This is a genomic window from Paenibacillus sp. J2R1T-4, from assembly GCF_059692235.1.
On the sequence record NZ_JCAUBA010000007.1, the window covers coordinates 199,381 to 226,168 of the forward strand.

General features: G+C 47.8%; 21 protein-coding genes. 19 read left to right on the forward strand and 2 right to left on the reverse strand.

Annotated features, from left to right (window positions below):
- Positions 1-6: 6 nt before the first annotated feature.
- From AC58QD_RS14375 to AC58QD_RS14450, 16 genes are all read left to right on the forward strand, one after another.
- Positions 7-1,074 carry a Gfo/Idh/MocA family protein gene (locus tag AC58QD_RS14375; RefSeq protein WP_497334314.1) on the forward strand — a complete coding sequence of 356 codons (1,068 nt, stop codon included), beginning with the start codon at positions 7-9 and terminating at the stop codon, positions 1,072-1,074.
- Positions 1,075-1,092: 18 nt separating this feature from the next.
- Positions 1,093-5,688 carry a LamG-like jellyroll fold domain-containing protein gene (locus tag AC58QD_RS14380; protein ID WP_497334316.1) on the forward strand — a complete coding sequence of 1,532 codons (4,596 nt, stop codon included), beginning with the start codon at positions 1,093-1,095 and terminating at the stop codon, positions 5,686-5,688.
- Between the two features lie 80 nt (positions 5,689-5,768).
- Complete coding sequence (locus tag AC58QD_RS14385) at positions 5,769-8,435, forward strand: glycoside hydrolase family 38 N-terminal domain-containing protein (protein ID WP_497334318.1); 2,667 nt, start codon at positions 5,769-5,771, stop codon at positions 8,433-8,435.
- 15 nt (positions 8,436-8,450) lie between these two features.
- Entirely contained in the window at positions 8,451-9,404 is a 954-nt protein-coding gene (locus AC58QD_RS14390) for a carbon-nitrogen hydrolase family protein (RefSeq protein WP_497334320.1), read from the forward strand.
- A gap of 268 nt (positions 9,405-9,672) precedes the next feature.
- The gene (ppdK, locus tag AC58QD_RS14395; RefSeq protein WP_497334322.1) at positions 9,673-12,429 is read left to right on the forward strand and encodes a pyruvate, phosphate dikinase; all 2,757 of its coding nucleotides are present in this window, start codon (positions 9,673-9,675) and stop codon (positions 12,427-12,429) included.
- Positions 12,430-12,646: 217 nt separating this feature from the next.
- Complete coding sequence (locus AC58QD_RS14400; protein ID WP_497334324.1) at positions 12,647-13,279, forward strand: helix-turn-helix transcriptional regulator; 633 nt, start codon at positions 12,647-12,649, stop codon at positions 13,277-13,279.
- Positions 13,280-13,292: 13 nt separating this feature from the next.
- Positions 13,293-14,114: a pyruvate, water dikinase regulatory protein gene (locus AC58QD_RS14405; RefSeq protein ID WP_497334326.1), complete on the forward strand. Its 822-nt coding sequence runs from the start codon at positions 13,293-13,295 to the stop codon at positions 14,112-14,114.
- A 92-nt stretch (positions 14,115-14,206) separates the two neighbouring features.
- Positions 14,207-14,698, forward strand: a complete 492-nt coding sequence (locus tag AC58QD_RS14410) for a Fur family transcriptional regulator (RefSeq protein ID WP_497334328.1) — start codon at positions 14,207-14,209, stop codon at positions 14,696-14,698.
- Positions 14,688-14,927: a membrane protein insertion efficiency factor YidD gene (gene yidD, locus AC58QD_RS14415; protein WP_497334330.1), complete on the forward strand. Its 240-nt coding sequence runs from the start codon at positions 14,688-14,690 to the stop codon at positions 14,925-14,927. Before AC58QD_RS14410 ends, yidD begins: the two co-directional genes overlap by 11 nt.
- 413 nt (positions 14,928-15,340) lie before the next feature.
- Positions 15,341-17,365, forward strand: a complete 2,025-nt coding sequence (gene metG, locus AC58QD_RS14420; protein WP_497334332.1) for a methionine--tRNA ligase — start codon at positions 15,341-15,343, stop codon at positions 17,363-17,365.
- Positions 17,366-17,634: 269 nt separating this feature from the next.
- Positions 17,635-18,594: a metal ABC transporter substrate-binding protein gene (locus AC58QD_RS14425; RefSeq protein ID WP_497334334.1), complete on the forward strand. Its 960-nt coding sequence runs from the start codon at positions 17,635-17,637 to the stop codon at positions 18,592-18,594.
- Between the two features lie 42 nt (positions 18,595-18,636).
- Positions 18,637-19,452 carry a metal ABC transporter ATP-binding protein gene (locus AC58QD_RS14430; protein WP_497334336.1) on the forward strand — a complete coding sequence of 272 codons (816 nt, stop codon included), beginning with the start codon at positions 18,637-18,639 and terminating at the stop codon, positions 19,450-19,452.
- A 43-nt stretch (positions 19,453-19,495) separates the two neighbouring features.
- A complete protein-coding gene (locus tag AC58QD_RS14435) occupies positions 19,496-20,299 on the forward strand; it encodes a metal ABC transporter permease (protein WP_497334338.1) in 804 nt (267 codons plus the stop codon).
- Positions 20,300-20,341: 42 nt separating this feature from the next.
- Positions 20,342-21,055, forward strand: coding sequence for a cytochrome c biogenesis CcdA family protein (locus AC58QD_RS14440; protein ID WP_497334340.1), 714 nt, complete (start codon positions 20,342-20,344; stop codon positions 21,053-21,055).
- A gap of 272 nt (positions 21,056-21,327) precedes the next feature.
- Complete coding sequence (gene mntR / locus AC58QD_RS14445; protein ID WP_497334342.1) at positions 21,328-21,753, forward strand: transcriptional regulator MntR; 426 nt, start codon at positions 21,328-21,330, stop codon at positions 21,751-21,753.
- Positions 21,754-21,878: 125 nt separating this feature from the next.
- Positions 21,879-22,856 (forward strand): patatin-like phospholipase family protein, encoded by a 978-nt coding sequence (locus AC58QD_RS14450; RefSeq protein WP_497334344.1) that lies wholly within the window; start codon positions 21,879-21,881, stop codon positions 22,854-22,856.
- 57 nt (positions 22,857-22,913) lie between these two features.
- On the opposite strand, the gene AC58QD_RS14455 is transcribed toward AC58QD_RS14450, so the two are convergent.
- Positions 22,914-23,204, reverse strand: a complete 291-nt coding sequence (locus AC58QD_RS14455; protein ID WP_497334346.1) for a hypothetical protein — start codon at positions 23,202-23,204, stop codon at positions 22,914-22,916.
- Between the two features lie 49 nt (positions 23,205-23,253).
- Positions 23,254-24,219 carry a DUF1385 domain-containing protein gene (locus AC58QD_RS14460; RefSeq protein ID WP_497334545.1) on the reverse strand — a complete coding sequence of 322 codons (966 nt, stop codon included), beginning with the start codon at positions 24,217-24,219 and terminating at the stop codon, positions 23,254-23,256.
- Between the two features lie 186 nt (positions 24,220-24,405).
- On the opposite strand from AC58QD_RS14460, the gene AC58QD_RS14465 reads away from it, so the two are divergent.
- From AC58QD_RS14465 to AC58QD_RS14475, 3 genes are all read left to right on the forward strand, one after another.
- Positions 24,406-25,098, forward strand: coding sequence for a YqhR family membrane protein (locus AC58QD_RS14465; RefSeq protein WP_497334348.1), 693 nt, complete (start codon positions 24,406-24,408; stop codon positions 25,096-25,098).
- A 119-nt stretch (positions 25,099-25,217) separates the two neighbouring features.
- A complete protein-coding gene (aroQ, locus tag AC58QD_RS14470; protein ID WP_497334350.1) occupies positions 25,218-25,667 on the forward strand; it encodes a type II 3-dehydroquinate dehydratase in 450 nt (149 codons plus the stop codon).
- Entirely contained in the window at positions 25,667-26,740 is a 1,074-nt protein-coding gene (locus AC58QD_RS14475) for a M24 family metallopeptidase (protein ID WP_497334352.1), read from the forward strand. The genes aroQ and AC58QD_RS14475 overlap by 1 nt, the downstream gene beginning before the upstream one ends.
- Positions 26,741-26,788 lie beyond the last annotated feature (48 nt).

Here is a 26,788-nt window from a genome sequence, read left to right on the forward strand (position 1 = left end):
ACACATATGAACACGAATATTATTCGTCTTGGAGTTATTGGCTGCGGAGGTATGGCAAGTACACATAGCACCGGATATCAAGAGCTAAGTGATCGGATGGTCATCACGGCTACTTGCGATATCATTGAGGAAAGAGCGCGTGAAGCAGCGGAGCTTACAGGAGCAACACTGTTCGTCACGGACTATCGGGAGCTGCTGGATGCAGTCGATGCGGTGTTGGTTGTTTTGCCGCATGATCTGCACTTTGAGGTCGGAATGACCTGTTTGAAAGCCGGCAAGCATGTATTGATGGAAAAACCGATGTGCAACACAGAGGAAGAATGTATCGAGCTAATCCGGACGGCGGATGAGGCAGGCAAAGTATTGATGACCGCTTATCCTGTTCGATTCTTCCCTGCTGTGCGCAAGATGAAGGAGTTGATCGACAGCAAAGCTTATGGTGATTGCTTCCAAATGTCAATTTGGACGGAGCAGTTCACGAAGTATCCGGAAGGTCACTGGGCAACATCAGCCAAGCGATTAGGCGGAGGGCAGTTCTTCAGTCATGGCTGCCACTATGTTGATCTGCTGCTGTGGTTCCTTGGCAAACCTGTGAGAGGGGTTCATCTTGGTTCGAACTTCGGAATTCCATGGATGGAGAAGGAGGGGACAAGTAATGTAACGATTGAGTTCGAGAGCGGTGCGTTAGGCTACCATTTCGGAACATGGGGAGCCAGAGGGACCAGACTCGGATGGAGCATTCATGCGCATTGCACGGAAGGCATGCTGGAAATCCATCTTGCTGAACAAAAGCTGTATCTACATACTCATATCAAGGAAGAGCGTGCGAATCTTGATACTGAATCACGCACAACTGTATTGCTCGACATGAACATGTCTAGCAAATTCACACATTTCGAAATTGGACATTTCCTCGATTGTATCCGTGACGGTTCGCGTCCGATGACGGATGGACCAGCAAGTCTGCAGGGGCTTCGCGTCGTTTGGGCCTTGTATGAAGCAGAGTTGAACAGCACATTCGCTGATTTGCGCGGACTTGGACTAGATGAAGATTGGGAGAGTGTCACAACATAAACCCAAAGGAGCGTTTATATGGTAAATAGTACAAAAAGAGGATTTGTGTTATTTATTCTTGTCTATTTGCTTGCAGCACTGCTGCTCATCAGAGATACGTATGCAGCTAATATTATTCAAAATCCGGGATTCGAGAGCAGTCTGACCAGCTGGAGCTTTTCGAACGGGGGAACGTCCGGCACTTATTTAATCGATCCGGCTTCTCCCTATGCAGGAACGAAATCGCTGAAGCTGTCGGCTCCTGGCGGATCGGACACGGCCAATGTTACGCAAAGCTCGATCAGCGTCAATGCCGCCAAGTTCTATGAGTTTTCCGTCTATTACAAGACGTTAAGCATGTCCGGAACACCCTATTTGAAAATATATTGGTATGACAGCTCCTCAGCATTGTTGTCAAGTCGTACGATTAATCTGCCTAAGTCCCAGGCAGCATGGGGCTTGTATAACGTGGCGATTACCGACAATAAGGTCGGTCTTCCGCAAGCGCCTAATCTGGCCGTTCAGGCGAGCCTGGAGCTTGGAGTATCAGGTGGAACGGGAACAGTCTGGTTCGATGAAGTTCGGATGGAGCAGGTGCTTCTGGATGCAGCTGGAGATCCGATCACGGTCACGAATATTGTGGACATTAACGAGCCGTTCGATCCGGACGGAACATCAGACGCCTACTTCATCTCTGATCCGGCCAAAGATTTCTGGGACCTGATTTCACCAGCAACATTGAATACACCCCCTAGCTCGGTATGGAGCAATGAACTTATTCAGCAGTATTTTTTTGGAATGGATACTCGGGTATTTACGGCACCGAAGATTGGACCGATAATTCTTAATCGGGATGCTGCTATTGAGACTGTGAGCACGACGATCGGACAGCTCGCACCAGATAGCGGCAAGCTGGTGAAGGCGGGAGATATAGCGTTTCAGCCATTCGTCAAAAAATGGACGACAAGTGGCGACTATTATGTGAGAAAGCTGTCAGATAATCTGTATGGAGAATATTTCCCGGCTTACGCTTTGACCGAATTTCCTTCGAAGACTGAGCCGTTGTATGAACGCATGCTGGAGCTGCTTGATGCTACAGTAAATTCCCAATGGGATGTGAATGGGAACAACAACTTCACTCAAACGTATTACCCGGCGGAATTTGTTCAGACGAAGAAATATTACGGAGGCTTCGATTTCAATCACGATGTGCCCTGGACAGACGCGTCCGGGTATACATGGGATGCGCATGAAACCGATCATCATGCTGTTGCTGAACTGGCTGCTTCGCTGATCCGGGGTTATGAATATTCCGGTGATTCCGATTATTTGGACGCTGCCCGTAAGTTTGTCTTCAACCAGATTCCACGCTACGGCTTCCATAAAGGGACGTGGAACGGGGACGTTTATTACATGACGGAGTACAATCCGAGCGGAGCCTCGGTCAATCCGATCGATGATGCGGTTGACAATGCTCAAGGCTTTGTAGCGCTGGCTAGTGCAATGGTAGCTTATTATGATACGGGATCGGGCTACAAGGAGGAGCTGCTGGAATATGCGCGAGGCTTACTGTGGTACATGGCTCGAGAGTTCGCTACGGACGGAAGATGGTACTACTATGGTGCGGAATATAGTGGTAATTACGAATGGGTGACTTACGATCTGCCCACCATTATGAGTGTTGTGCAGACGATACCGTATTTGGCCAAAGCAGGTATGGACGTAAGCGATCTGGTAACTGAATTTATGCCGGCCATCCGATGGTACTTCGGCAATTATGAATACTACCATTCCGTCAACAGAGTCCGCTCTTACAAAACATTCGAGGGGACATTGGCCGCGAATGAAAATGTAGATTTCGTCATTTATGCCCAATCCACAACGCAAAATGCGTCAGGCCTGCGTTTCCATGATACGCTTCCTGAACAGTTTAATGTACCAGGCACACTGCAGCTGCGTATTTCCAAGCTTGTGCCTCCGAATGTTTCACAAAGTGACTGGACCATTAACAACACCTATGATTCTGTCTACACAGTGACTCCAGCGCAGCTGGAGAGTGGAGTCAATCTGCCCTTCACTCTGAATACGGGAGAGTTCGCAAGAATCTCCTACACATTAACGGCAGCGAGCTCCTTCAATTCCAGTGAGCTGCGTGTACCTAATTCGAAATTGGTGTTATGGAATTCAAGCGGTGCGAACCAAGAAATGCTGGGTGGCAGTGCCAAGGTTCTTGTTGGGGATTGGACGAAAGTAAGAGCATCGAACTTCTTTCAAATCCCTGCCAAAATTGCCTTCCCTTTTGCAAATGAGACCAGTGTAGGTATTGTTGTCAGCACAGCGCCTTCAGCGACAGCTTACAGCGACTCCGCTTGGGGTACATCAACAGGTAACTCCTATATTTATCATTTTGACGCGCTGATGTCGCCAGCAGCATCGTCAGGCAAGGGGAGCTCGCCAGTCGATTCCCCGCCATCCGCTAATGGTGCGGTGATATATTTCGCAACAGGAACGAACGATTTCTTTGAAATTGATTTGCCGCAAACAAGAAGCAGTGCTGACTTCGACATCTACCTGGATGTATTGAAAGGCACTTATGCGGGGATTTATCAAATGTCTATCGACGGTCAAGCACAAGGAGAAGTGATTGACGGCTACGGATCAGGCGTCACAAGTGTCTATCTCGGTCATAAGCAATTATCCACCCAGACACATACGGTACGCTTTGATGTTGTGGACAAAAATCCGTCTGCCACCAGTTATTATGTTAATGTTCTGAAGCTGACATTAGTTCCGCATACGTCGAATCCAGCTTCGTCGAGTACGAAGGCTACACTGCATTTTGATGAAATTAGCGGTACGAGTGCTGCTGACAGTTCGATCTACAGCAATACCGGCACCCTGCAGGGGAATGCCTCGTTCGTGACATCGAAGTTCGGAGGAGCGGCGAGAGTCAGTACGGGTACCGGCTATGTGCAGGTGAGTGACAGCAACAGTCTGGATCTAACCACTGCGATGACGGCAGAAGCATGGGTGAACTGGGATGGGTCAGGAGCAGGCAACAAGTATGTGCTTCATAAAGGAACAGCTTACGGCTTCGGTCTTCTCTCTACGAATAAGCCGTTTGCGACTGTATATGTAGGGGGATCATGGAGCACGATCTCCTCACCAGACGCCATTGCCGCCAATGAGTGGCATCATATCGCCATGACGTATTCCTCTACGAACGGACTGAAGCTGTATGTGGATGGTGTGTTGAAAGCCAGCGCTGCCAATGTGACCGGATCGATTAACACGAGCACAGGCAGCCTGAATATCGGCCGTGATGCACATGGATGGGGCACCAACTTCAGTGGTTTCGTCGATGAAGCGAGAGTGTCCAAAGTGGTTCGCACCAGCTTCAACTTGAACGCTGCGTATACAACAGATGCAGATACGGTGCTCCTGCAGCATCTCGATGAGCCCTCGGGAACGATTTCGGATGATGCTTCTTCTTCAGCAAATGACGGCACGCTGCAGGGCGATGCAAGCTGGGGCAGTTCAAGGGTGGGGAATGCGGTCAAGGTCAACAGCGGCACAGGTTATGTGTACGTGAATGATAACAATAGTCTGGATATTACCGACCAACTGTCCATTGATGTTATGTTCAATTGGGACGGTACAGGGACGGGCGACAAGTATATTGTTCAAAAAGGGAGTGCCTACGGACTTGGCATCCAATCCGATAACAAGCCGTTCATAACTGTATATATCGATGGCAGTTGGAGGACGGTGGGCGGCGCTTCAGCCATCACGGCCAACGAGTGGCATCATATGACGATGACTTATCGCCGATTGAGTGCAACCACTGGTGAGCTGTCATTGTCGGTGGACGGCAGTTCACGCAAGAGTGTAATCGTCACTGGACTTACAACGGGTTACATCAACAGCAGTTCCGGTCAGCTGTCGGTTGGTCGCGACTCATCCGGCTGGGGACTGAATTTCAAAGGGCTTCTAGATGAGCTGAATATCTTTAATGCTGGTAAGCTGGTCACCAATCAGGTGCTCAACCTGAAGCTGGATGAAGGAACTGGTACCACGGCGTCAGACAGCTCATGGTTCGGCAACAATGGCACGCTGCAAGGAGATGCTTCGTGGCAGACTTCGCCTAATACGCAAGCTGTTAAGGTGGGCAGTACAACAGGTTATGTATCGGTCAATGACAGCACTAGCCTGGATCTGGACACTGTTATCACTATGCAGGCGTATTTCATGTGGGATGGTGTGAATACCGGGAACAAGTATATCATCCAGAAGGGTGATGCCTACGGTCTCGGTGTCGGCTCAGACGGTAAGCCTTATGCCACTGTACATGTCAATGGCGCATGGAGGACCGTATATTCTGATATCGCAATCGTACCGAATCGCTGGTATCATATCGCGATGTATTATACCTCCACCTTCAGAGTAATGCGGCTGTATCTGGATAAAACTCATTATTGGGACTATACGATGCCTACTGGTTTCAGCAGCTATCAAATGAACAAAAGCACACTCCCGCTAAATATAGGCAAGGATGCGAACGGCTGGGGATTCAATTTCAGCGGTAAGATTGATGAAGTAAGACTGAACAGGGATCAACTGAACATTGTCTGGTAAGGCAATCGCAACAGAGCGGCTGGGGGGCGTGGCAGCATGCCCTCTGGCCGTAATCGTTGAATAACGGGAGGTTATTAACAGTGAAGTCGAAGACTATATATTATTATTCCGGTACGCACTGGGACAGAGAATGGTATCAATCATTCCAAGGATTCCGCTACCGATTAGTACCGATGATGAATGATTTGATTGAGGTGCTTGAATCGCAGCCCGATTTCGCGGTGTTCCATCTGGACGGTCAAACGATTGTGCTGGAAGATTTCCTGGAGATCGAGCCAGGGAAACGTGCGCGGCTGCAAAAGCTAATCCAGGACAGACGACTCATAATCGGCCCTTGGTATGTGATGCCAGATGAATATTTGTTGTCAGGAGAAAGCTTGATTCGCAATTTGATCAAAGGCATTCATATAAGCAGTGAGTGGGGCACAGAAGCTTGGAATTACGGGTACTTGTGCGATATATTCGGTCATATTGCACAAATGCCGCAGATTTTCAACGGCTTCGGCATCTCGCACGCTGCAATCGGAAGAGGAGTCAACGACCATACTGTGCCTGCCCATTTCTTATGGCGATCTCCTGACGGGAGCGAGTGCATTACGTTCAAGCTGCAGGATGAAGGATTGTATGGGGCATTCCTGGTAGCTCTTAACGATGCGGATAGCAAGAAGTTGTCAGGGGAAGAGAAGGATACGTTTCTGAAGGAGCGAATTAATTTCGAGCTGAACAGGAGTCCTTTTTCCGTTCATCTGTTAATGGATAGCTGCGACCACGGGCATATTCGCAAGGATACTAACGAAGTGCTAGCCATGCTGGAACGGTTATATCCGGAAGCAGAATTCAAGCATGTCAATATCGAGCAAATGGGCGTTCAGTTGGAACAATATCGGGGGCAAATGATCGTCAGGACGGGCGAATTGAACGAACCGACGAAGAAGAAAGGCTTCAATCGTCTGCTGCCCAACATTTTATCGAGCTATTATCCCCTCAAGCAGTCGAATGACAATTGTCAGACGCTGCTGGAGAAATGGGTCGAGCCATTAACTGCACTCGCCGCCCTCAAAGGACACTCGATTCAAAAAACTTATGTGGACTTGGCTTGGAAATATTTGCTCCAGAATCATCCGCATGATTCGATCTGCGGATGCTCAATTGATCAGGTGCATAAGGATATGAGCTACCGCTTCGATCAATCGGCAGGCATATCCGACCAGCTCATCCGTGATGTGATGGATAGAGAAGCGAGCAAGTTTGTTGCGGTAGAGGGCAGTTGGCGCAATGTTGTAAGTATTTGGAATCCGCTTCCATTTGCCAGGCGTACAGTAGTTACAGTAGATATTGACCTGTATACAAGATATCCGTTCACCAATGAAGTCCATTATGGCTACGAGGTAAAGAACAGCTTCAAGCTGCATAATCATCTTGGGGAAGAAGTACCTTACGGGCTGGTCAGCATGCGCAAAAACTGGAAACATCGTTCCTTCAATCGGAAGGTCGGGGAGTATAATCGCCATACTGTAACGTTCGAAGCGGACTTGCCAGCAATGGGTTATGCCGAATATGATGTGGTGCCTTTTGTAGGTACATGCCGCTATTTGGAGGTGATGTCACGCCATGAGCGTGAAGTGGAGAATGAGCATTTGAAGCTGACCGTGGGTCACGACGGGACGATTAGTATTTACAACAAGGCCAACGGGAGCCGCTATGAGCATTTGTTAAGCTATCTCGATGACGGGGAAATCGGGGACGGGTATAATCACGCCAACCCTGTAGAAGATAGACTTATCTCCAGCTATGGCGCCCCTTGCCTTATTGAACGAATAGAGAATGGACCGGTGCGTACTGTATTCCAGATTACTCATACGATTACGGTTCCCAGCCGAATGGAGCAACTTCCGTACGGTTTCGTTCGTTCGTCTGATCCTACTGTTCTTACGATCCGCTCCAAGATCGGCTTATCCCAAGGTGCAACCTATGTGGATGTTGAAACGATGGTGATGAACACCGCCCGTGATCACAGGCTGCGCGTATCCTTGCCGACTGGCTGTCAGTCCGACACCTATTTCGTGAACCAGCCTTATGCATTCGTGGAACGCAAGACAGGTGTTGATACGAGCACACAAGACTGGAAGGAATGTGCGGTTGTCGAGAAGCAAATGGGCGGAATTGTAGGAAAGCGAGGAGAAGATGGGAATGGTATAGCGTTCGTCTCGGCTTACGGCCTGCATGAATGCGCTGCTACAGATGATGAGTATGGGAGTATCCATGTGACCTTGCTTCGTTCCTTCAGAAGAACGGTGGAATCGAATGGGGAAGAAGGCGGTCAATTGATTGGCGAGCTGAATTATAAGTACGCCATTGCCCCGCTTGATCCCCATACTTCTTATGCGGATCTGGTCCGTTTGCAGGAAACGCTTCAAGCAGGAGTTCGCACATGGTGTAATTCTATAGGGGAAGAGTACAAGATTGCGGCTCCGACCAGCCATTTTCAATTATCTGAATCGAACATTTGCTTAAGTGCATTGAAACGACCCGAGGATGGCAGCGAGAACGAGATCATCATCCGCTGCTATAACGTATCTTCCGATAGCTCGACAGCGCGTTTCTCATCCAGCCATACGGTAAAAAATGTGATCAAGGTGAATATGAATGAGGTAGGCAGCGAAGCTCTTGAGCATGAGAAGGACGGATTCGAAATGCAGTTAAAGCCATGGGAAATTCAGACGTATCGCATACAATTCATGGAGTAGAAGGTGGGGCGGACAATGGCAAACAAAGTGAGGATAAGCACACTGGGCGCTAATTACGGGACGATCAGAGAGGGAAAGAGCGGGTTATGGCCGCAGGCGATTGACGACATGAAGCAGCATTTGTCTAACGTCATCAGTCAGGTGCTGCCTGATCAACCTGACTTGATCGTACTGCCTGAGTGCTGTGACATGCCTGCCAACTATTCGTCGGAACAACGCAAACAGTTTTATCGGGAACGCGGTGACACCATCTTGCATTACTTGGCAGGCATCGCGTCCGACAACAACTGTCATATTGCTTATCCTTCTATGCGGGAAGCAGCTGACGGCACATGGCTCAATTCCGTTCAGCTTCTGGGACGCAGCGGTGACGTTCTTGGAACGTATAACAAAAATCACGCCGTTATCTCCGAGATCGTGGACGACGGCGTAAGATGCGGAAAAGAAGCTCCGGTTATCGAATGTGATTTCGGTCGAGTTGGCTTTGCGATTTGCTTCGATTTGAATTTCGATCAATTGCGTATGCAATATGTTCGCGCCAAGCCCGATCTTATCGTATTTCCGTCTATGTTCCACGGGGGGCTAATGCAGCAGTACTGGGCTTACTCCTGCCGGGCTCATTTTGTCGGAGCGATTGCCGGTGGATTGCCGAGTGCGATCCTGTCTCCTGTTGGTCATACAATCGCTCAGACCTCGAGTTACTATGCGTACGCAAGTGCGACTGTCAATCTGGATTGCGCAGTCATTCATCTGGATCGGCACCAAGCGAAATTGAAGGCGATGCGCAAGAAATATGGTTCGAAGGTCAAAGTAACCGACCCAAGTTATCTCGGCTCTGTGCTATTGTCGAGTGAAACAGACGAAGTAACGATACAGGATATATTGTCTGAATACGAATTCACCCTCCTGGATGATTATATGAAGGAATCGCTATCGTGTCAGAACAACCCGATTTACAGGGAACTATAATAATGACGAACAATTCACATTACAGTTCCGCGAACCGAAATACAGGATAAAATGGATTAATCGTATTAATAGTTGATGAAATGGCTGTTCCATGAGCTTATTGCTCCAGGAAGGCCATTTTTTTCGTGAATAGTGAACATCTTTATCATATAATACATACTTAATAGAGAAAATTAGGTCTATATATTGCGCACTAAAAAATTATATGGTATGTATTATATAAGAACTTAAATCAACATTGTAAAGATACGTAGAGAGGATGAGCTGGATGGAATTGGAATGGGTGAAACGATTCGAAGAGGGTCATGCGGGAGAGAAGCAATTGCTAGGCGGTAAGGGCGCAAATCTGGCGGAGATGACACGGGTGGGCTTACCTGTTCCCCCAGGGTTTACGATTACGACGGAAGCGTGCCGCTCTTATTTTGACCAAGACTCCCGACTTCCCAAGGGGTTAATGGAGCAAGTGTACGGTGCTCTAAGTAACGTCGAAGCCGCACAGAACAAAGGATTCGGAGATGCAGTCAACCCTCTGCTAGTATCCGTTCGCTCGGGATCAGTCAATTCCATGCCTGGCATGATGGATACTATTCTTAATGTAGGCCTTAATGATCGGACTGTAGAAGGCTTGGCTAATCTTACGAATAACCCTAGGTTCGCATATGATTGTTACCGCAGGCTAGTGCAGATGTTCGGTAATGTCGTGTTTGGTATAGAGGGGATTCAATTCGAACGTCTGCTCCATGATCTGAAGCGCTCGTTGAGTATAGAGCGAGATAGCGAGATTCCTGCGGACAGCTGGAAGCTCTTGATTGATCAATACAAAACATTGATTAAAAGGCAAGCTAGAATTGACTTTCCACAAAAAGTTCAGGACCAATTAACGTTAGCCGTAGAATCCGTATTCCGTTCCTGGGATAATCCTCGCGCTAAAGTGTATCGGAAAGTGCATCAGATCCCTGACATTCAGGGAACAGCCGTTAATATTCAAGCGATGGTGTTCGGGAATAGAGGCGAGGATTGCGGAACAGGTGTTGTATTCACGCGCGATCCTTCAACCGGCGAGAAGGTTCTATACGGGGAGTTTCTGACGAATGCCCAGGGAGAAGATGTCGTAGCAGGTTCACGTACCCCGAGGGCAATTGCAGAGCTGGCAGCGGTGATGCCCGAGGTATTCCAACAGCTCACAGAGACGGCGGAACGTCTTGAGATGCATTATAAGGATATGCAAGACATCGAGTTCACTGTTGAGCTAGGCAAGCTGTACATTCTGCAGACTCGGGGCGGTAAGCGCTCTGCACAAGCGGCTATGAAGATTGGTGTCGACCTTGTTGGGGAAGGCGTCTTGAGCCCGGCTGAAGCCGTGAAGCGGGTAGATGCCAACCACCTCGACCAACTGCTCCATCCGACCATTCATTCGGATGCCGAGTTGAATGTGCTGGCTGTCGGCCTCCCCGCTTCGCCTGGCGCCGCCTCAGGGCTCGTTGTATTCGACGCCGACACTGCAGAGCAGTGGTCGCAGTCTGGCAAACGCGTTGTCTTAGTGCGCGCTGAGACGACGCCCGAGGACATCCACGGCGTGTTGGCCGCTGAGGGCGTGCTTACAAGCCGCGGCGGGATGACGAGCCATGCTGCGGTTGTTGCTCGCGGTATGGGCAAGCCATGCGTGTGCGGCTGTGAGATATTACGCATCGATACCGAGAACGGTACTTTGTCTGTAGGGGACTCGGTCGTCCGCGAGGGTGAATCGATCACGATAGACGGCTCCACAGGTCGTGTCATTCTGGGCACTGTTCCTCTGCGCGAAGCTGAGATGACGGCAGAGCTTCGTCAATTGCTTGCTTGGGCCGATGAGATTCGGACATTAAAGGTGCTAGCGAATGCCGATAATCCTGAGGATGCGCAAAAGGCGAGAGAGTTCGGCGCCGAAGGAATCGGGCTGTGCCGGACCGAGCATATGTTTCTGTTACCTGAGCGTCTTCCGATTGTACAGTCGATGATTCTCGCAGAAACATTAGAAGGACGTATGACTGCTTTGAACCAACTTCTCCCGATGCAGCGTGAGGACTTTGCGGGACTGTTCCGCGCTATGGATGGGCTGCCAGTCTCCATAAGATTGCTGGATCCTCCATTGCATGAGTTTTTGCCTAATTTGGATGAATTGAAGCATAGATTGAATCAATTACACCAGGAGGGAACGGGTAAGCTCCATACACCGCCAGTTGCAGTCGAACCAGGAGAAGTTGCAGATTCCCGTCAGGAATTAGAGAGACTGATTCGCAAGGTGAAATCGCTCCACGAAGTAAATCCGATGTTGGGTCAGCGCGGGTGCAGATTAGGTATTTTGTATCCTGAAATTTATGAGATGCAGGTCGAGGCTGTGTTTCTTGCCATCAAAGACGGGTTGGTTGAAGGGTTGCATGTAATTCCGGAAATTATGATCCCTCTTGTTGGACATGTGAATGAGCTCAAGCTGTTAAGAGAAATGGTCGACAACACGGCTCAGCGTATTTTGCAGGAGGATATGCAGGCGTGTGCTTATAAAGTAGGGACAATGATTGAGGTGCCTCGTGCAGCGCTTACGGCCGGACAAATTGCTCAATATGCAGATTTCTTCTCTTTCGGAACGAATGACCTGACCCAAATGACTTACGGTTATAGCCGGGATGACGCAGAAGGGAAGTTTTTAACAGCCTATTTGGATCGCAAGGTAATAGAGCAAAATCCGTTTCAAGTGTTAGATCCTGATGGTGTGGGTCAATTAATTAATTGGGCGGTTGAGAAGGGACGCGCAGTTAGTCCGACCCTGAAGACGGGTGTATGCGGAGAGCATGGGGGCGACCCTCAATCGATCGCGTTCTGTCACCAGGCTGGGTTGGATTATGTAAGCTGCTCTCCGTTCCGTATCCCGCTCGCTAGAATTGCTGCCGCTCAGGCAAAGCTTACGGCTGATCAAGCGGATCAGGCTAATGAGCAGAGGGCGATTGTGAACAATAAAGCAGAGGCTTTGCAAGAAGCGGTAGGTTAATTGAGGTCTCCTCAGCTGGATTCATTCAGACAGATCGGCGAATTTTGCGGGTCTGTCTGGTATTTCTGCTCATTTAACGATAACATAGAATAATGAGACAGGAATGGAATTGCATCTGCTGCGCAGATGTAAGCTGAGGGAGCTTCACTATGAAGTACATTTGCTCCTCAAATGTTGAAGAAGGAGGGGAACCGTCATCGAGTTATCCGTAAGACAGTTGGAGATCATTCGGCTTGTGAAACAGCATGCACCGATAACAGGCGAGCAAATTGCCGAGCAATTGAACTTGAGCCGACCGACCATTCGTTCTGATCTGGCGTTACTTGTCATGCTGGACTATCTGGATGCCAAGCCCAAGGTTGGATATTTTCTAGGCAGCGCTGCTGCATCAGACTATCAGGGCTCACGGAAATTACTAGGATTGAAGGTCAAGGATGTGCAGTCAATCCCAGTCGTTATATTGGAAACCGCAACCGTTCACGATGCCGTTGTATCTTTGTTTATGGAGAATGTCGGTACTCTAATGGTTACGGATGCGGATGGATCATTAAGGGGAATGGTATCCCGCAAAGACCTGCTTAAAGTGACGCTCGGCAATGCAAATGCTGCAACGATGCCTATAAGTCTTGTCATGACACGCCAGCCGAATATCATTACCGTATCGCCCGAAGATTCCGTTGTGGAAGCAGGTCGGAAAATGATTCATCACCAGGTGGATAGCTTGCCTGTTATTACCAATCATCAAGACGAGAGTACGAATACGTCTCGTCATGAAGTTGTCGGACGTATTACCAAAACGACAATGACCCGATTATTGGTCGGGATGGCGACGGATCCAGGATCGATCTAACAGGGGGAAGCAAATGCCTAAGGAGGAACATGTGACACAAGACCCGCATATCATTTATATTTGCTCGGATGCCGTCGGGGAAACGGCGGAGACCGTTGTCCGAGCCACGATGCGTCAATTCGATGCGCATCAAGTGAAGATTAAGCGCTTCTCGCATATACGCTATGAGGATGAAATTCGCAATCTTATGGAAGAAGCAGCTGCTTATGGAGGGTTCGTTGCCTATACACTGGTACAGCCCGAGCTCCGGGAAATGATTCGCGAAGAATCGATACGTCTTAATGTTCGTGCTGTTGATATAATGGGACCCGTTATGCAAGCATTCATTGACACGTTCAATGATTCTCCTAAACGCAAGCCAGGCTTACAGCATGAGATGGATGACGATTATTTTCGCCGTGTTGAAGCAATTGAATTTGCCGTCAAATGTGACGATGGACGTGATACAAATGCACTCCTTCAATCCCAACTCGTATTATTAGGCGTATCCCGTACATCTAAGACTCCTCTTAGTATTTTCCTCGCTCATAAAGGAATCAAGGTCGGTAACTTCCCGCTGGTGCCGGAAGTCAAGGTGCCGAAGGAGCTGTTCATTCTTCCGGAGCGAAGAATTATTGGGCTGACCATGGATGCCGAGCAGCTGCTCAAAATCCGTACGGAACGGCTGAAGGCTGTCGGCTTGCCGTATGGAGCGAAGTACGCTACATTGCAGCGCATTATGGAAGAGCTGGAGTACGCTCATGAATTGATGAAACGTCTGGGTTGTCCCGTTATTAATGTGACGGATAAAGCCATTGAAGAGACGGCTGGAATTGTCATGAGCTACATGGCATAGATCGGATTCAGGACCACCCCCTATACATTGACGTGTTCTACCTTTTCGTGCATGATAGGGGGAACAGAAGATGAGTAGAGGGGTGTTCTCGTATGAACGCGGAACAGATCATTCAACTGATGTCCAGCCGAGGACTTCGCATTACAGATCAACGTAAAACATTAGCTAAGCTGTTCGCAGAATCTGAAGGGTATTTAACCCCTAAAGACGTCTACGATGCAATGGGCCAACAATATTCGGGACTTAGCTTCGATACCGTCTATCGGAATTTGCGGGTCATGAACGATATGGGAATTGTGGAACAATTCGTGTTCGAGGACGGGGTGAAGTTCCGTTCTCATTGCGACGAGCATCACCATCACCATCACTTGTTCTGCTTGAATTGTGAGAAGACGATTCCGATTGTGTATTGTCCGATGACACGAATCGAGGGTGTGCCTGATGATTTCGAGGTCGTGCGTCATAAGTTCGAAATATATGGATACTGCAATACATGCAAGGACAGTTCTACGACTGAGAAACTAACTCAAGCCCAAGAGCAACATAATCATTCGCATGAGCATACACACTCTCATGCTGACTAGAATGCTGCAGCTCCCGGTACGATTGTACCGCAAATGGATTTCACCGCTTAAACCTCCCACATGCCGATTCTATCCAACATGTTCAGCATACGCCCTGGAAGCATTGGAGACCCACGGTCCTGCCAAGGGCTCGTACTTGGCTGTGAAGCGGATATGCAAATGTCATCCGTTCCATCCAGGCGGAGTCGACCATGTGCCTCCGAAGTCAGGGAAACATCCGATAAGTTAGCATCCTGCGTTGCGTGGGTTACAGGTCGACTTGACATCACAGATCGGAATTCGGTATATTTGCATTAATTGGAACGAAATATGAGTTTCCGAAGAACGGAAGAGTACAGAGCTTGCACTTATTGCAGAGAGCCGGGGCAGCTGAAAACCGGTATAGGGCGCACTTTGGAACATGGTCCGGGAGGAATTGATCTCGAGCGTATCACAGCTTCAGGAGCTGGATCCATTAGAGTTCGACGCGACGTCAGCGTTAAAGGCGCAGTCCGACATGGACTGACGAAGCTCTGCGCTTGCAAAAGCCAGGGGAATTTGGGTGGTACCGCGTGAGTCAAACTCTCGTCCCATAGGGGAGGGAGTTTTTTTGTTGTTTTTTCTGGAAATAAGGAAGGGTTCATACAAAGGAGGCTACTCAAGATGTCTAAGAACACTCGCCAATCGTATTACATTACAACGCCCATTTATTACCCTAGCGACAAGCTGCATATCGGGCATGCTTACACGACTGTAGCTGGTGATGCTATGGCGCGTTACAAGAGGCTGCGCGGTTATGATGTGATGTATTTGACCGGAACGGATGAGCATGGGCAAAAGATTGAACGTAAGGCAGCGGAGAAAGGCGTCACACCTCAGGCTTTCGTGGATGGGATCGTGGTAGGAATCAAGGACCTCTGGGCTAAGCTTGATATTTCCTACGATGACTTCATTCGTACAACAGAAGAACGGCATAAGAAGGTTGTTCAGCAAATATTCGACCGATTGCTTCAGCAAGGCGATATTTATTTGGACACATATGAGGGCTGGTACTGTACGCCCTGCGAGTCCTTTTTCCTGGAGCGTCAGCTGGATAACGGGAATTGTCCGGATTGCGGGCGGCCGGTAGAGAAGGTGCGGGAAGAAAGTTACTTCTTCAAAATGAGTAAATATGCAGATCGCTTATTGGCTTACTATGAAGAAAACCCGACGTTCATTCAACCGGAGTCCCGAAAGAACGAGATGGTGAACAATTTCATCAAGCCAGGCCTGGAAGACTTAGCCGTGTCCCGGATGTCTTTTGATTGGGGAATTAAAGTACCTAACAACCCTAAGCATGTGGTCTATGTGTGGATCGATGCTTTGAGCAACTATATTACAGCATTGGGCTATGATACGGATCATCCGCAGAAATTCGAACAATTCTGGCCAGCGGATGTGCATCTGGTCGGGAAGGAAATTGTCCGTTTCCACACGATCTATTGGCCGATTATGTTGATGGCGCTTGATCTCCCTCTGCCGAAGCAAGTATTCGCTCATGGCTGGCTGCTGATGAAGGACGGCAAAATGTCCAAGTCGAAGGGGAATGTTGTAGATCCGGTTACTTTGATCGATCGTTACGGATTGGATGCGCTGCGTTATTATTTGTTGCGCGAAGTTCCATTCGGGGCGGATGGTACGTTCACACCGGAAGGTTTTGTAGAGCGGTTGAACTATGATCTTGCCAACGACTTGGGCAATCTACTCAATCGTACGGTTGTGATGATTGACAAATATTTCAACGGCACGATCCAGGCATATATTCCGAATGCTACTGAATTTGACGCTGCATTGGTTGAAACAGCGGAAACGACGATTGCCAAGTACGAAGAAGCCATGGAGCGCATGGAGTTCTCCTTGGCCCTAGCGGCGGTATGGACCTTGATCGGCCGTACGAACAAATACATCGATGAGACGCAGCCGTGGTCGCTTGTGAAGGATGAGGCCACCCGCCCGGCACTCGGCTCCGTCCTGTATCATCTGGCGGAATCGCTACGTCTGTCGGCTGTGCTGCTCCAGCCGTTCTTGACGCGCACGCCGGGCAACATCTTCGCCCAGCTTGGGCTTGATGCCTCGGACAGCCGGGTAAGCGGCTGGGAGAGCGTTCGTGCCTTCGGCCAGCTGCCTGCTGGGACGAAGGTGAACAAAGGCGAGGCGATGTTCCCTCGCCTCGACGTTGCCGTCGAGACGGCGTTCATCGCCGAATCGATGGGCGGAGGCACCGCGCCTGGCGAGGTGCCTGCTGTTCAGGCGGCTGCTGGCACAGCCACGCCTGCCGCGCCGAAGGCGCAAGCGCCGGCTGCGCCGAGCGGCGCTGACAGCGTGCAGGAAATCGCGATCGACGATTTCCTGCAGGTGGAGCTGCGCGTCGCGCAAGTGCTCGCCGCCGAAGCGATACCGAACGCTGACAAGCTGCTCAAGCTCCAACTGGATCTTGGCAGCGAGCAGCGGCAGGTCGTCTCCGGCATCGCGAAACACTACTCGCCGGAACAACTGATTGGACGCAAGCTCATTTGCGTCACTAACTTGAAGCCGGTCAAGCTGCGTGGTGAGCTATCGCAAGGAATGATCCTCGCCGCTTCCGACGGCGACAAGCTTACGCTCGCCACAGTGGCGGAAGACATCCCTGTTGGCTCCAGAGTGAAGTAATATCTCACTGGGCTGGGGGTGAACTACCTGAGCAACAGCCCCTCCTATAACCCTTCTCCTACGTTTTAATGGGAGAAGGGTTAATTTTGTTAATCGAAATAATTATCATTAAGGGATTGACAAAAGAATTGAGGAGCACGTATAATCCAGTGTGTAAATAGAAATACTTACGATTTACACCGATTGACCTCATTAATCATTTACATCCCTATTTGATTTACGGCTCAGCACTACCAGCAACATAAATAAGAGAGGGGAACCATTCCATAATGAAGAATCGCAAGGTTATATCCATCGCACTATTCTTTGTTCTATTATCCGCGATCATTCTTGTAACAGGCTGTGCCAAACCGACCAATGTGCAAATGGCAGAGGGTAAGATCAACGTTGTAACAACCTTCTATCCTTTATACGATTTTGCCAAATCCATAGGCGGAGATCATGTCAATGTTATTAATCTGGTGCCTGCAGGTGTTGAGCCACATGAATGGTCACCTAAGAGCAAAGACCTGACAAATATGACCAAAGCAGAAATGTTCGTCTATAATGGCGCTGGATTCGAAGGCTGGGTTCATGATTTCCTGGATTCCAAAAAGAAAGATTCCAAGCAATTGGTAGTAGAAGCGAGCAACGGCATCAAGCTGTTGGAAGCGGCTGAAGAGGAAGAAGAAGGGCATAAAGAGAATCACGATCACGGAGACGAATCCGGTCATGATCCGCATGTCTGGGTAAGTCCTAAGTCTGCCAGACATATGGCCGAGATGATTAAGAATGGTTTGATCCAGGTAGATGCTGCACACAAAGCAGATTATGAAGCAAACTTCAGCAAGCTGGACAAACAATTAACTGCTCTCGACAACAAGTTTGCAGAATCTTTATCCCGCACAGTCAAGAAAGAAATCGTCGTTTCGCATCAAGCATTCGGCTACCTTGCACGTGACTATGGACTGACCCAAAAAGCGATAATGGGATTGTCACCTGATGCTGAGCCAACATCCAAGGAAATTATAGAAATCAACAAGTTTGTGAAGGAAAACAATGTCAAGTATATCTTCTTCGAGGAATTAGTATCCGATAAATTGGCGAAAACACTAGCAAACGATGCTAAAATCGAAACTTTGGTCCTGAATCCGCTAGAAGGCTTGACGGATGAGCAAGTCAAAGCCGGAGAAAATTACATTTCCATCATGGAGAAAAATTTGCAAAATTTACTGAAAGCATTACAATAAGATAAGTTAGATTAGTCATACAAGCTAGGAGTTTGAAAGCCTATGAACCCTGCCTCTAAGCAAGTGTTCCAAACCATCGACGATTCTCCTCACTGTCACGATAGCATTATATCGATTGAAGATGTTTCATTCAGTTTCAATAATCGCAATGTGATCTCCAATCTTGATTTTAACGTGTATCAGAGGGACTTTGTCGGCCTGATCGGCTCCAATGGAGCAGGCAAAACAACCCTGCTGCGCATGATTGTTTCCCTGATTCAGCCGAATCAGGGAAACATTCGTTTATTTGGGCAGCCTGTATCCAAGTTTAAGGACTGGGAGAGAATTGGCTATGTCCCTCAGAAAAACTCCTTTAACCCTCTTTTCCCTGCAACGGTAAGAGAAGTCGTTTTGTCAGGTGTATATGGCAGGAAGAAGCTTTTCAGGAGAGTGACCAAGCAGGATCTGCAGAAGTGCGAAGATGCCCTGCATGCTCTTCACATCGAAGATATTGCGGATCGGAGGATCGGGCAGTTATCAGGCGGTCAGCAGCAGCGTGCTTTTTTGGCCCGTGCTTTGATTAACAATCCGGATCTGCTCATCCTCGACGAGCCGACGGTCGGGATCGATTCCGAAACGCAGGAGAACTTCTTCCATATGATCCGGCATATGCATCAGCATCACAATATAACGTTTCTTATGGTGTCGCATGATATTGAGATGATGTATGCGTATTTGGGCAGAGAGCCTGTGCAGACAAGCGGCAAGCTTAAATTTTTCGTTAAGCATTCGCATGATCTGGAGAATTGTAAAGAAACGAATCTGGCTCACTCATTGCGAGATTTGCGTAACATATCCGAGCCTGTGCTAGTCAATTAGAAGGACAAGTAAGGCAGAGTAGGCAGCGTGGAGGAGAAAGCGGTTGGATATTTTTTACGAATATTTTTTTCAGAGGGCGCTTATCGGGGGAGTGCTTATCGGTTTCATGGCACCCCTGATGGGCATTTTTCTGGTGCTTCGAAGGCTCTCGATGATAGGCGACACACTTGCTCACGTTTCTATCGCCGGGGTAGCCCTAGGCTTCCTGCTAGGCGTATATCCTCTTGGAGTGGGACTTGTGTTCGCAGTCCTTGCTTCTTTTGCCATTGAGAAGCTTCGCAAAGCTTATAAGACGTATGCTGAGCTTTCCATAGCGATCATAATGTCAGGCGGAGTCGCCATGGCCAGCTTCTTGTTCACGCTTGGAAGAGGCTACAATATGGACGTCAGCAGCTACTTGTTCGGGAGCATCTACACGCTAAGCTGGACGGACCTTTGGCTTGTTGCTGCAGTCACTGTGGTCGTCTCTACCGTCCTGCTCATGACCTTCAAAGAGATGTTCCTGCTTGTATTCGATGAAGATGCGGCGGCAGTCAGCGGGCTTCCTGTACGTACGCTGAATCTGCTCACCACTGTGCTTACAGCTCTTGTCATCGGGGTCGCTATCAAAATTGTAGGAGCGCTTCTTGTGTCTGCACTGCTCACAGTACCGGTCGCATGCAGTCTGGTCGTTGGTCGGAGCTTCCGACATTCGGTCTGGACAGCGGTATTATACTCTGAGATTGCCGTAGTAGGCGGTCTTGTCGCTGCAGGGATTTGGAGCTGGGCACCTGGGGCGACTGTTGTGCTTACCTTAATTATTCTTCTTATCCTGTCCTTAATAGCCAAAAGAGGGCTTCGGGTATAGCTGATAGCTGTCATTATTAATAAATGATTGGAGGTACAAGTGATGGAACAGGTGAATATTTGGATTGCGCTCTGGGCTGGATTTGCGTCATTCATATCGCCATGCTGCTTGCCTTTATACCCTTCTTACATTTCCTACATAACGGGTATCTCCGTTCAGAGGCTTCGCGAGGATCAGTCTGTACGAGAAGTGCGAAGAGGGACGATTACCCACACCCTTTTCTTTATTCTGGGGTTCTCTCTTGTGTTCTACACTCTGGGATTCGGGGCTGGGTTATTAGCGGACTGGTTTGATGCTTACCGAAATTTACTGCGTCAGATCGCAGCTATTTTCATTTTTGTAATGGGTTTGTTCTTGCTTGGGATTTTCCAACCGCAATGGCTCATGTCGGAGCGTAAGTTCCAGTTCAAATACAAGCCTGCAGGATACCTTGGTTCCGTCATTATCGGGATGGGTTTCGCAGCAGGCTGGTCGCCTTGTGTAGGACCTATTCTTTCCGCCATCCTTATGCTCTCTGCAACTGAACCTGGCGTCTGGTTCAAGATGATTACAGCCTACACTTTGGGCTTTGCAGTTCCATTTTTTATTTTGGCCTTCTTCATCGGATCTACAAAATGGATATTGCGTTATTCCAATTTGATCATGAAAATCGGCGGCGTGCTGATGATCATTATCGCGTTCCTCTTGTATTTTGATAAAATGATTCTGATTACGATTTGGCTGCAAGAAAGAACTCCAGAATGGCTGAAGTTCTGATTTTACTTGCCTTGACTCCATCGGCCCCACTCATACTTTCGTTCCGTGAACCAGTGCTGAATCAATTCAACCGTTATAACCTCTGCCGCCTCCTCCGAGACGGCTTTTCCAGCTTAAGCAGCAGTTGCTCATAGCCTTTCTCCATAAGAATCGAGGGAGTTTGTGGCTGTTCACGGTACTTGCTTTAGCAGGGTAAACAGTGTATCATACACTAGACGATTGTGTCCGGAAAGACCATTGAGTCTTAGATTATTTCGTAAGGAGGGAATATCATGGCAGCTACACCGAGCATGGAGGACTACCTGGAGAAGATCTATAAGCTCATAGATGAGAAAGGATATGCCAGAGTGTCTGACATCGCCGAAGGGCTTGAAGTACATCCCTCATCCGTTACCAAGATGATTCAGAAGCTGGATAAGGATCATTATTTGATCTATGAACGGTATAGAGGTTTGGTTCTGACCTCGAAGGGAAAGAAGATGGGGAAACGGTTAGTGGAGCGCCACCATCTGCTGGAATCATTCTTGCATGTTATCGGTGTTCAGGAAGAGAACATATACAAGGATGTAGAAGGCATCGAGCATCATCTCAGTTGGGATTCGATTACTTGCATTGAAGGCTTGGTAGAGTACTTCAATCGGGATCCGGAACGTGTAACAGAACTTCTCAACATTAAAAACGAGCTCGTATCGGAATAAGAAGCATTCATCCATTTGGATGGATGTTTTTTTCGTTTGGTTATAGTTATATGAACCCCTAACATACGAACAACCGTTACCGCATACATAGAATTAATGAACTATGGGTGAAAAGGGTGAGGCTTATGCGGGTGAACGGTGTTTTCGAAGGAGGAGGAGTGAAGGCGATCGGATTGGTCGGGGGGATCAAGGCTGCCGAGGAGAGAGGAGTTCAGTTCCAACAGGTAGCAGGTACATCCTCCGGAGCGCTCGTTGCAGCCTTGCTTGCAGCAGGTTATACCGCAGATGAAATGAAGAGCATTATTCTAGAAACTCCTTTCAAAAAATTCCTAAAGCGATCCTGGTTAACAAATATTCGTATTATCGGACCTGCAGTGCGGTTATTTATCAAAAAAGGGCTTTACTCCGGTAATGAGCTAGAACAGTGGATTTACACAAAGCTAGCGGCAAAGGGGATCCGAACGTTCTCGGATTTGCCCAGAGACAAATTAAGAATTGTTGCCTCGGACATAACGATGGGCCGTCTGTTAGTGCTTCCGGATGATATTGCACCCTATGGCATCGACCCTGGCCGTCTGCTTGTTTCCAAAGCAATTAGAATGAGCACAAGTATTCCGTATTTCTTTGATCCTGTCGTAATGCGTAAATCAGCACGTTTTAGAAGGAAAGGGGAAGCGTTCTCCGAACAATTCATTTACATCGTGGACGGTGGCTTGCTTAGTAATTTTCCTCTATGGATTTTCGATAACCAGACCGTGGGTGTGAATGACAAAGACCTGGTCCCTACAGTAGGATTCCATTTGATTGATAAGCATAAAAACGCGCCCCACAATATTATAGGCCCTATTTCTATGTTCCAAGCTTTGTTCGAGACTATGCTTGAGGCGCATGACGTGCGTTATATCGAAGAGAAAAATCGATTTCGTACAATTAAGATCCCGACGTTGGGTGTTAGTGTAACGGATTTTGATATATCGAAGGAGAGAAGCATGGATTTGTATGAATCTGGTTATAAAGCTGCCATTCAATATTTCGATCGATGGTCACATACTTACTATGTCAATCAATTCAAACAGCATGTTCGTGAGATAAAAGGAGTATAAATAGAAAAGCCTCCAGACCGCTTATAAAGTGGAATGGAGGCTATTGTATTAACAACACTAGTGATAAGGATAAGGGGGATCGGAGTCTTTGTCATCCTTTTTATTCCCTTGTATGACTTTGAAAGGAATCGGTTTGCGTTTATCTTTGGCAGACTTCGCTCTTGTTTGTGAATGGGAATAGCGAATATTCTTCGTCCTTTTCCACCTGGAAGGCGGGTATTTCCAGAGAAGGAATACAGCCCCGAATATCACAACCGGAATGATTAACTGTCTTGGGTCACTGCTGGCCAAGCCGATTATAAGCAGCAAACCAATTGCATAAATGGACCAATGTCTCCGTCTGTTCATTCTCCATTCCCCCTGCACCATTGTACGATTATGATCATCTAGATGTTACTCAGGCATTACTGGCGATTCGTTCATCGGAATGAGCTATTGCTTGTTGATTACGATCAAACTCGAGCATCCGTTCGAAAGATGCAATCGACACTTCTACTTGTGTATCATCAGGCTCTTTTGTAGTTAGTTTCTGCAACCAGAGTCCAGGATATCCTAAATATCTCAAAACAGGAACTTCCCGCAATGAATTCGTAAACCGCAACACTTCGTATGACAATCCGATCACAAGGGGTAAAAGAATGAGCCTCTGCAATAAGCGTTCCCATATATTATCATATTGCATGAAGGAATATACAATTACACCGACAATTACGGTGAAGACAATAAAGCTGCTTCCGCATCTGTAATGAAGCGTGTTGAACTTTTGCACATTCTCAACAGTCAGTTCTTTGCCTGCTTCATAGGCGCTTATGACCTTGTGTTCTGCTCCGTGATATTGGAACAGCCTGCGTATTACTGGAGTAAACGAGATGAAGTAGATGTACCCGATGAGCAGAATAATCTTGATGACACCTTCCAGCAAGTTATGCCCGATCTGATTCTCGAAGAAGGAGCCGAATAACAATTCCTCCACCGCAGCAGGCACAAGTGTAAATACGAACTTTCCGAAAACAAAGGAGAGAACCCCGACTACTGCTACTCCAAGAATTAGAGAGAGGTTGCCTAACCCACCCTGTTTCTTCTCCTCTTTTGCAATGCCTTCCTTGCCTTCCTTGTCTTCCTTGTCTTCTTCCCCAGGCTCGACATTCTCTTCCGCATAGATCTCTGCTGAGAAATTCAAGTGCTGTGCGCCTTTGGCACTTGATTCAATAATGGCCACAAGACCGCGGAGTAATGGAATCTTCTTAAGCGCCTGAACCCAACCTATATCTTTCTTGGGTACCTCGAAAAATTCGATCTGCTGATTCTTCCTGCGAACAGCTGTAACATGAACGGTACGACCGGCGAACATAACGCCTTCCATAACGGCCTGCCCACCATAAATTGCCGGCGGGCTCTGTGCTTGCGGTTTCGACTGCGACAACGAGGTCACCCCCTATTAGTTAATGTTTTCTTCTATTCTATCTAATTCCAGCTTGAATTGCTACCGGTTTACATTTCGAGCTATTGCGCATAATAAGAGAAAATGAAGGAAGGAAACAAATAATCGATGAACGACAACGAAAAACAGTCAAGTCAAGAGTTTGAAAACCAAGGTATACAGCAGCATTCTGTCCAAACGGAAGAGAACTCAGAAGAACAAACCGAAGAGAACAATATTAATGAGGACATGGAGTTATTGCAGTCATCAAAAGCAGGTAAGGAGGGGGAGCACGGGAGTTCTAATAAGCCGTTTGCAGATTCCGAGATAGAAGCAGCTAGTCCGATCAGGCCAACTAATCCATGGACATTTGCATTGAATACGGGTTTATTTGCGGGCCTTATTTGGGGTGGAATACGAATTGTGGAGTATTACTTCAAGTTTACTAAAGTCCATCCAACCTTTCTTATCAAGCCTTGGTCCAACCCAACCTTTAATCAAACAACACAAGGCTATATGGCCGGTTGGGGCGCATTTATTGTGTTTTCTGTATTAGCTGCCCTGCTCTACACTGCTATCTTCCGAAAGATACGAGGTCATTTGTTTGGAATGGTTTATGGACTAGTTTGGTGGGTCATTTTGTATGTTGCCGTAGGTCCGCCGATGGGGATGATGAAGCCGATTGGCACAATAGATTGGATTTCCATCCTTACAGACGGCTGTTTATTTTTACTTTGGGGATTCTTCATTGGACATACGATTGCATTCGAATTCACAGATGAGCAAGATCGTGAACCAAGCCTTTCCATAGGACAAGCCTGAGAAAAGCTCTTAAAAAAGGTTCTCAATCTTGGGAAACTTATGGTAAAATGGCTAGGTTAGCGGACAACTGAATATTCCTGCTCGATACAGAACTAGAAGGATACGGGGATGTTAATCAAATGAAACATATCGTTGTTCTCAATGGTCCTAACTTGAATATGCTTGGGATTCGTGAACCGGGTATTTATGGTACTACTTCGCTTGCCAGCATCGAGAATGGATTAACCAAACTAGCTGAGTCTTTGAATGTTACACTGCAGTTTTTCCAATCCAATCATGAAGGCGAGCTCATAGACCGGATTCATGCTGCTTATGGGATCGCAGATGGCATCATGATAAACCCTGGTGCTTTTACCCATTACAGCTATGCCATTCGTGACGCTTTGAGCACAGTAGCTCTTCCTGCGGTAGAAGTGCATTTGTCCAATATACATAAGCGAGAAACGTTCCGGCATACTTCTGTTACGGCTCCCGTCATGATAGGACAAATAGCAGGATTCGGCGCTCACAGCTATGAGCTTGGATTGCTTGCTCTACTTCGTCATTTACAAGAAAAGGGTGAATCGTAATGGAACAAGCTCGTTTGGCTAAGTTAAGACAACTAATGAGTGAACGTAAGCTGGATGCGTTGCTTGTCACCAACAGTTATAACCGTACTTACATGTCAGGGTTCAACGGTTCTTCAGGAGCACTAGTTATTACAGCCAATCAAGCTGTGCTGTTATCCGATTTCCGCTATCGCTCACAAGCTCCTCAACAAGCGGTGCATTATCAATTCATCGAGCATAAACCTAAGCTAATCGAGAGCGTTTTTGAACTATTGAAGGATTGGAATATTCAAGAGCTCGGATTCGAACAGCAGGACGTATCTTATGGTACTTATACCGCATATTTATCGGCTCTTCCAGGAATTAAGCTTATTCCGACAGGCGGTTGGATCGAAGAGCTGAGGATGATTAAAGATAGCAGAGAGCTTGCAGTTATGCAAGAAGCGGCAGAGCTTGCTGACCGCACATATGAGTTTATGCTGACTGTATTGAAACCAGGATTGCTGGAAAGCGAGGCAGCGCTCGAGCTCGAGTTCTTCATGCGCAGACATGGTGCAACTTCCACCTCGTTCGAGACGATCATTGCTTCAGGGGAACGTTCTGCTCTGCCTCACGGAAAAGCTAGCCAGCGTGCGATGCAGACAGGCGAGTTCGTGAAGATGGATTTCGGTGCCTATTATAAAGGCTACTGTTCCGATATAACGCGTACAGTCATGCTCGGCAAGCCTACAGCCAAACACCGAGAAATCTATGACATCGTGTTGGAAGCCCAGATGCTGACGCTCGATCATATTAAGCCAGGCATGTCCGGAATGGAAGCCGATGCTATCGCCCGCAATGTCATTAAGAAATATGGGTACGGGGATTACTTCGGCCATGGCACGGGGCACGGTCTAGGTATGGAAATCCATGAAGCGCCAAGACTTTCCTTACAAGGGGATGTAGTCTTAAAGCCTGGTATGACGGTTACAGTAGAACCTGGTATTTATTTACCGGATTTTGGCGGTGTGCGCATTGAGGATGATATTGTAATAACAGAATCCGGGATGCGCAGATTGACACAAGCCCCAAAAGACTTTATTATCATCGATTAGATAGTTTTTTTGATGAATTGTAGGTTAGAGTCACTTTGTGGGGTAAAA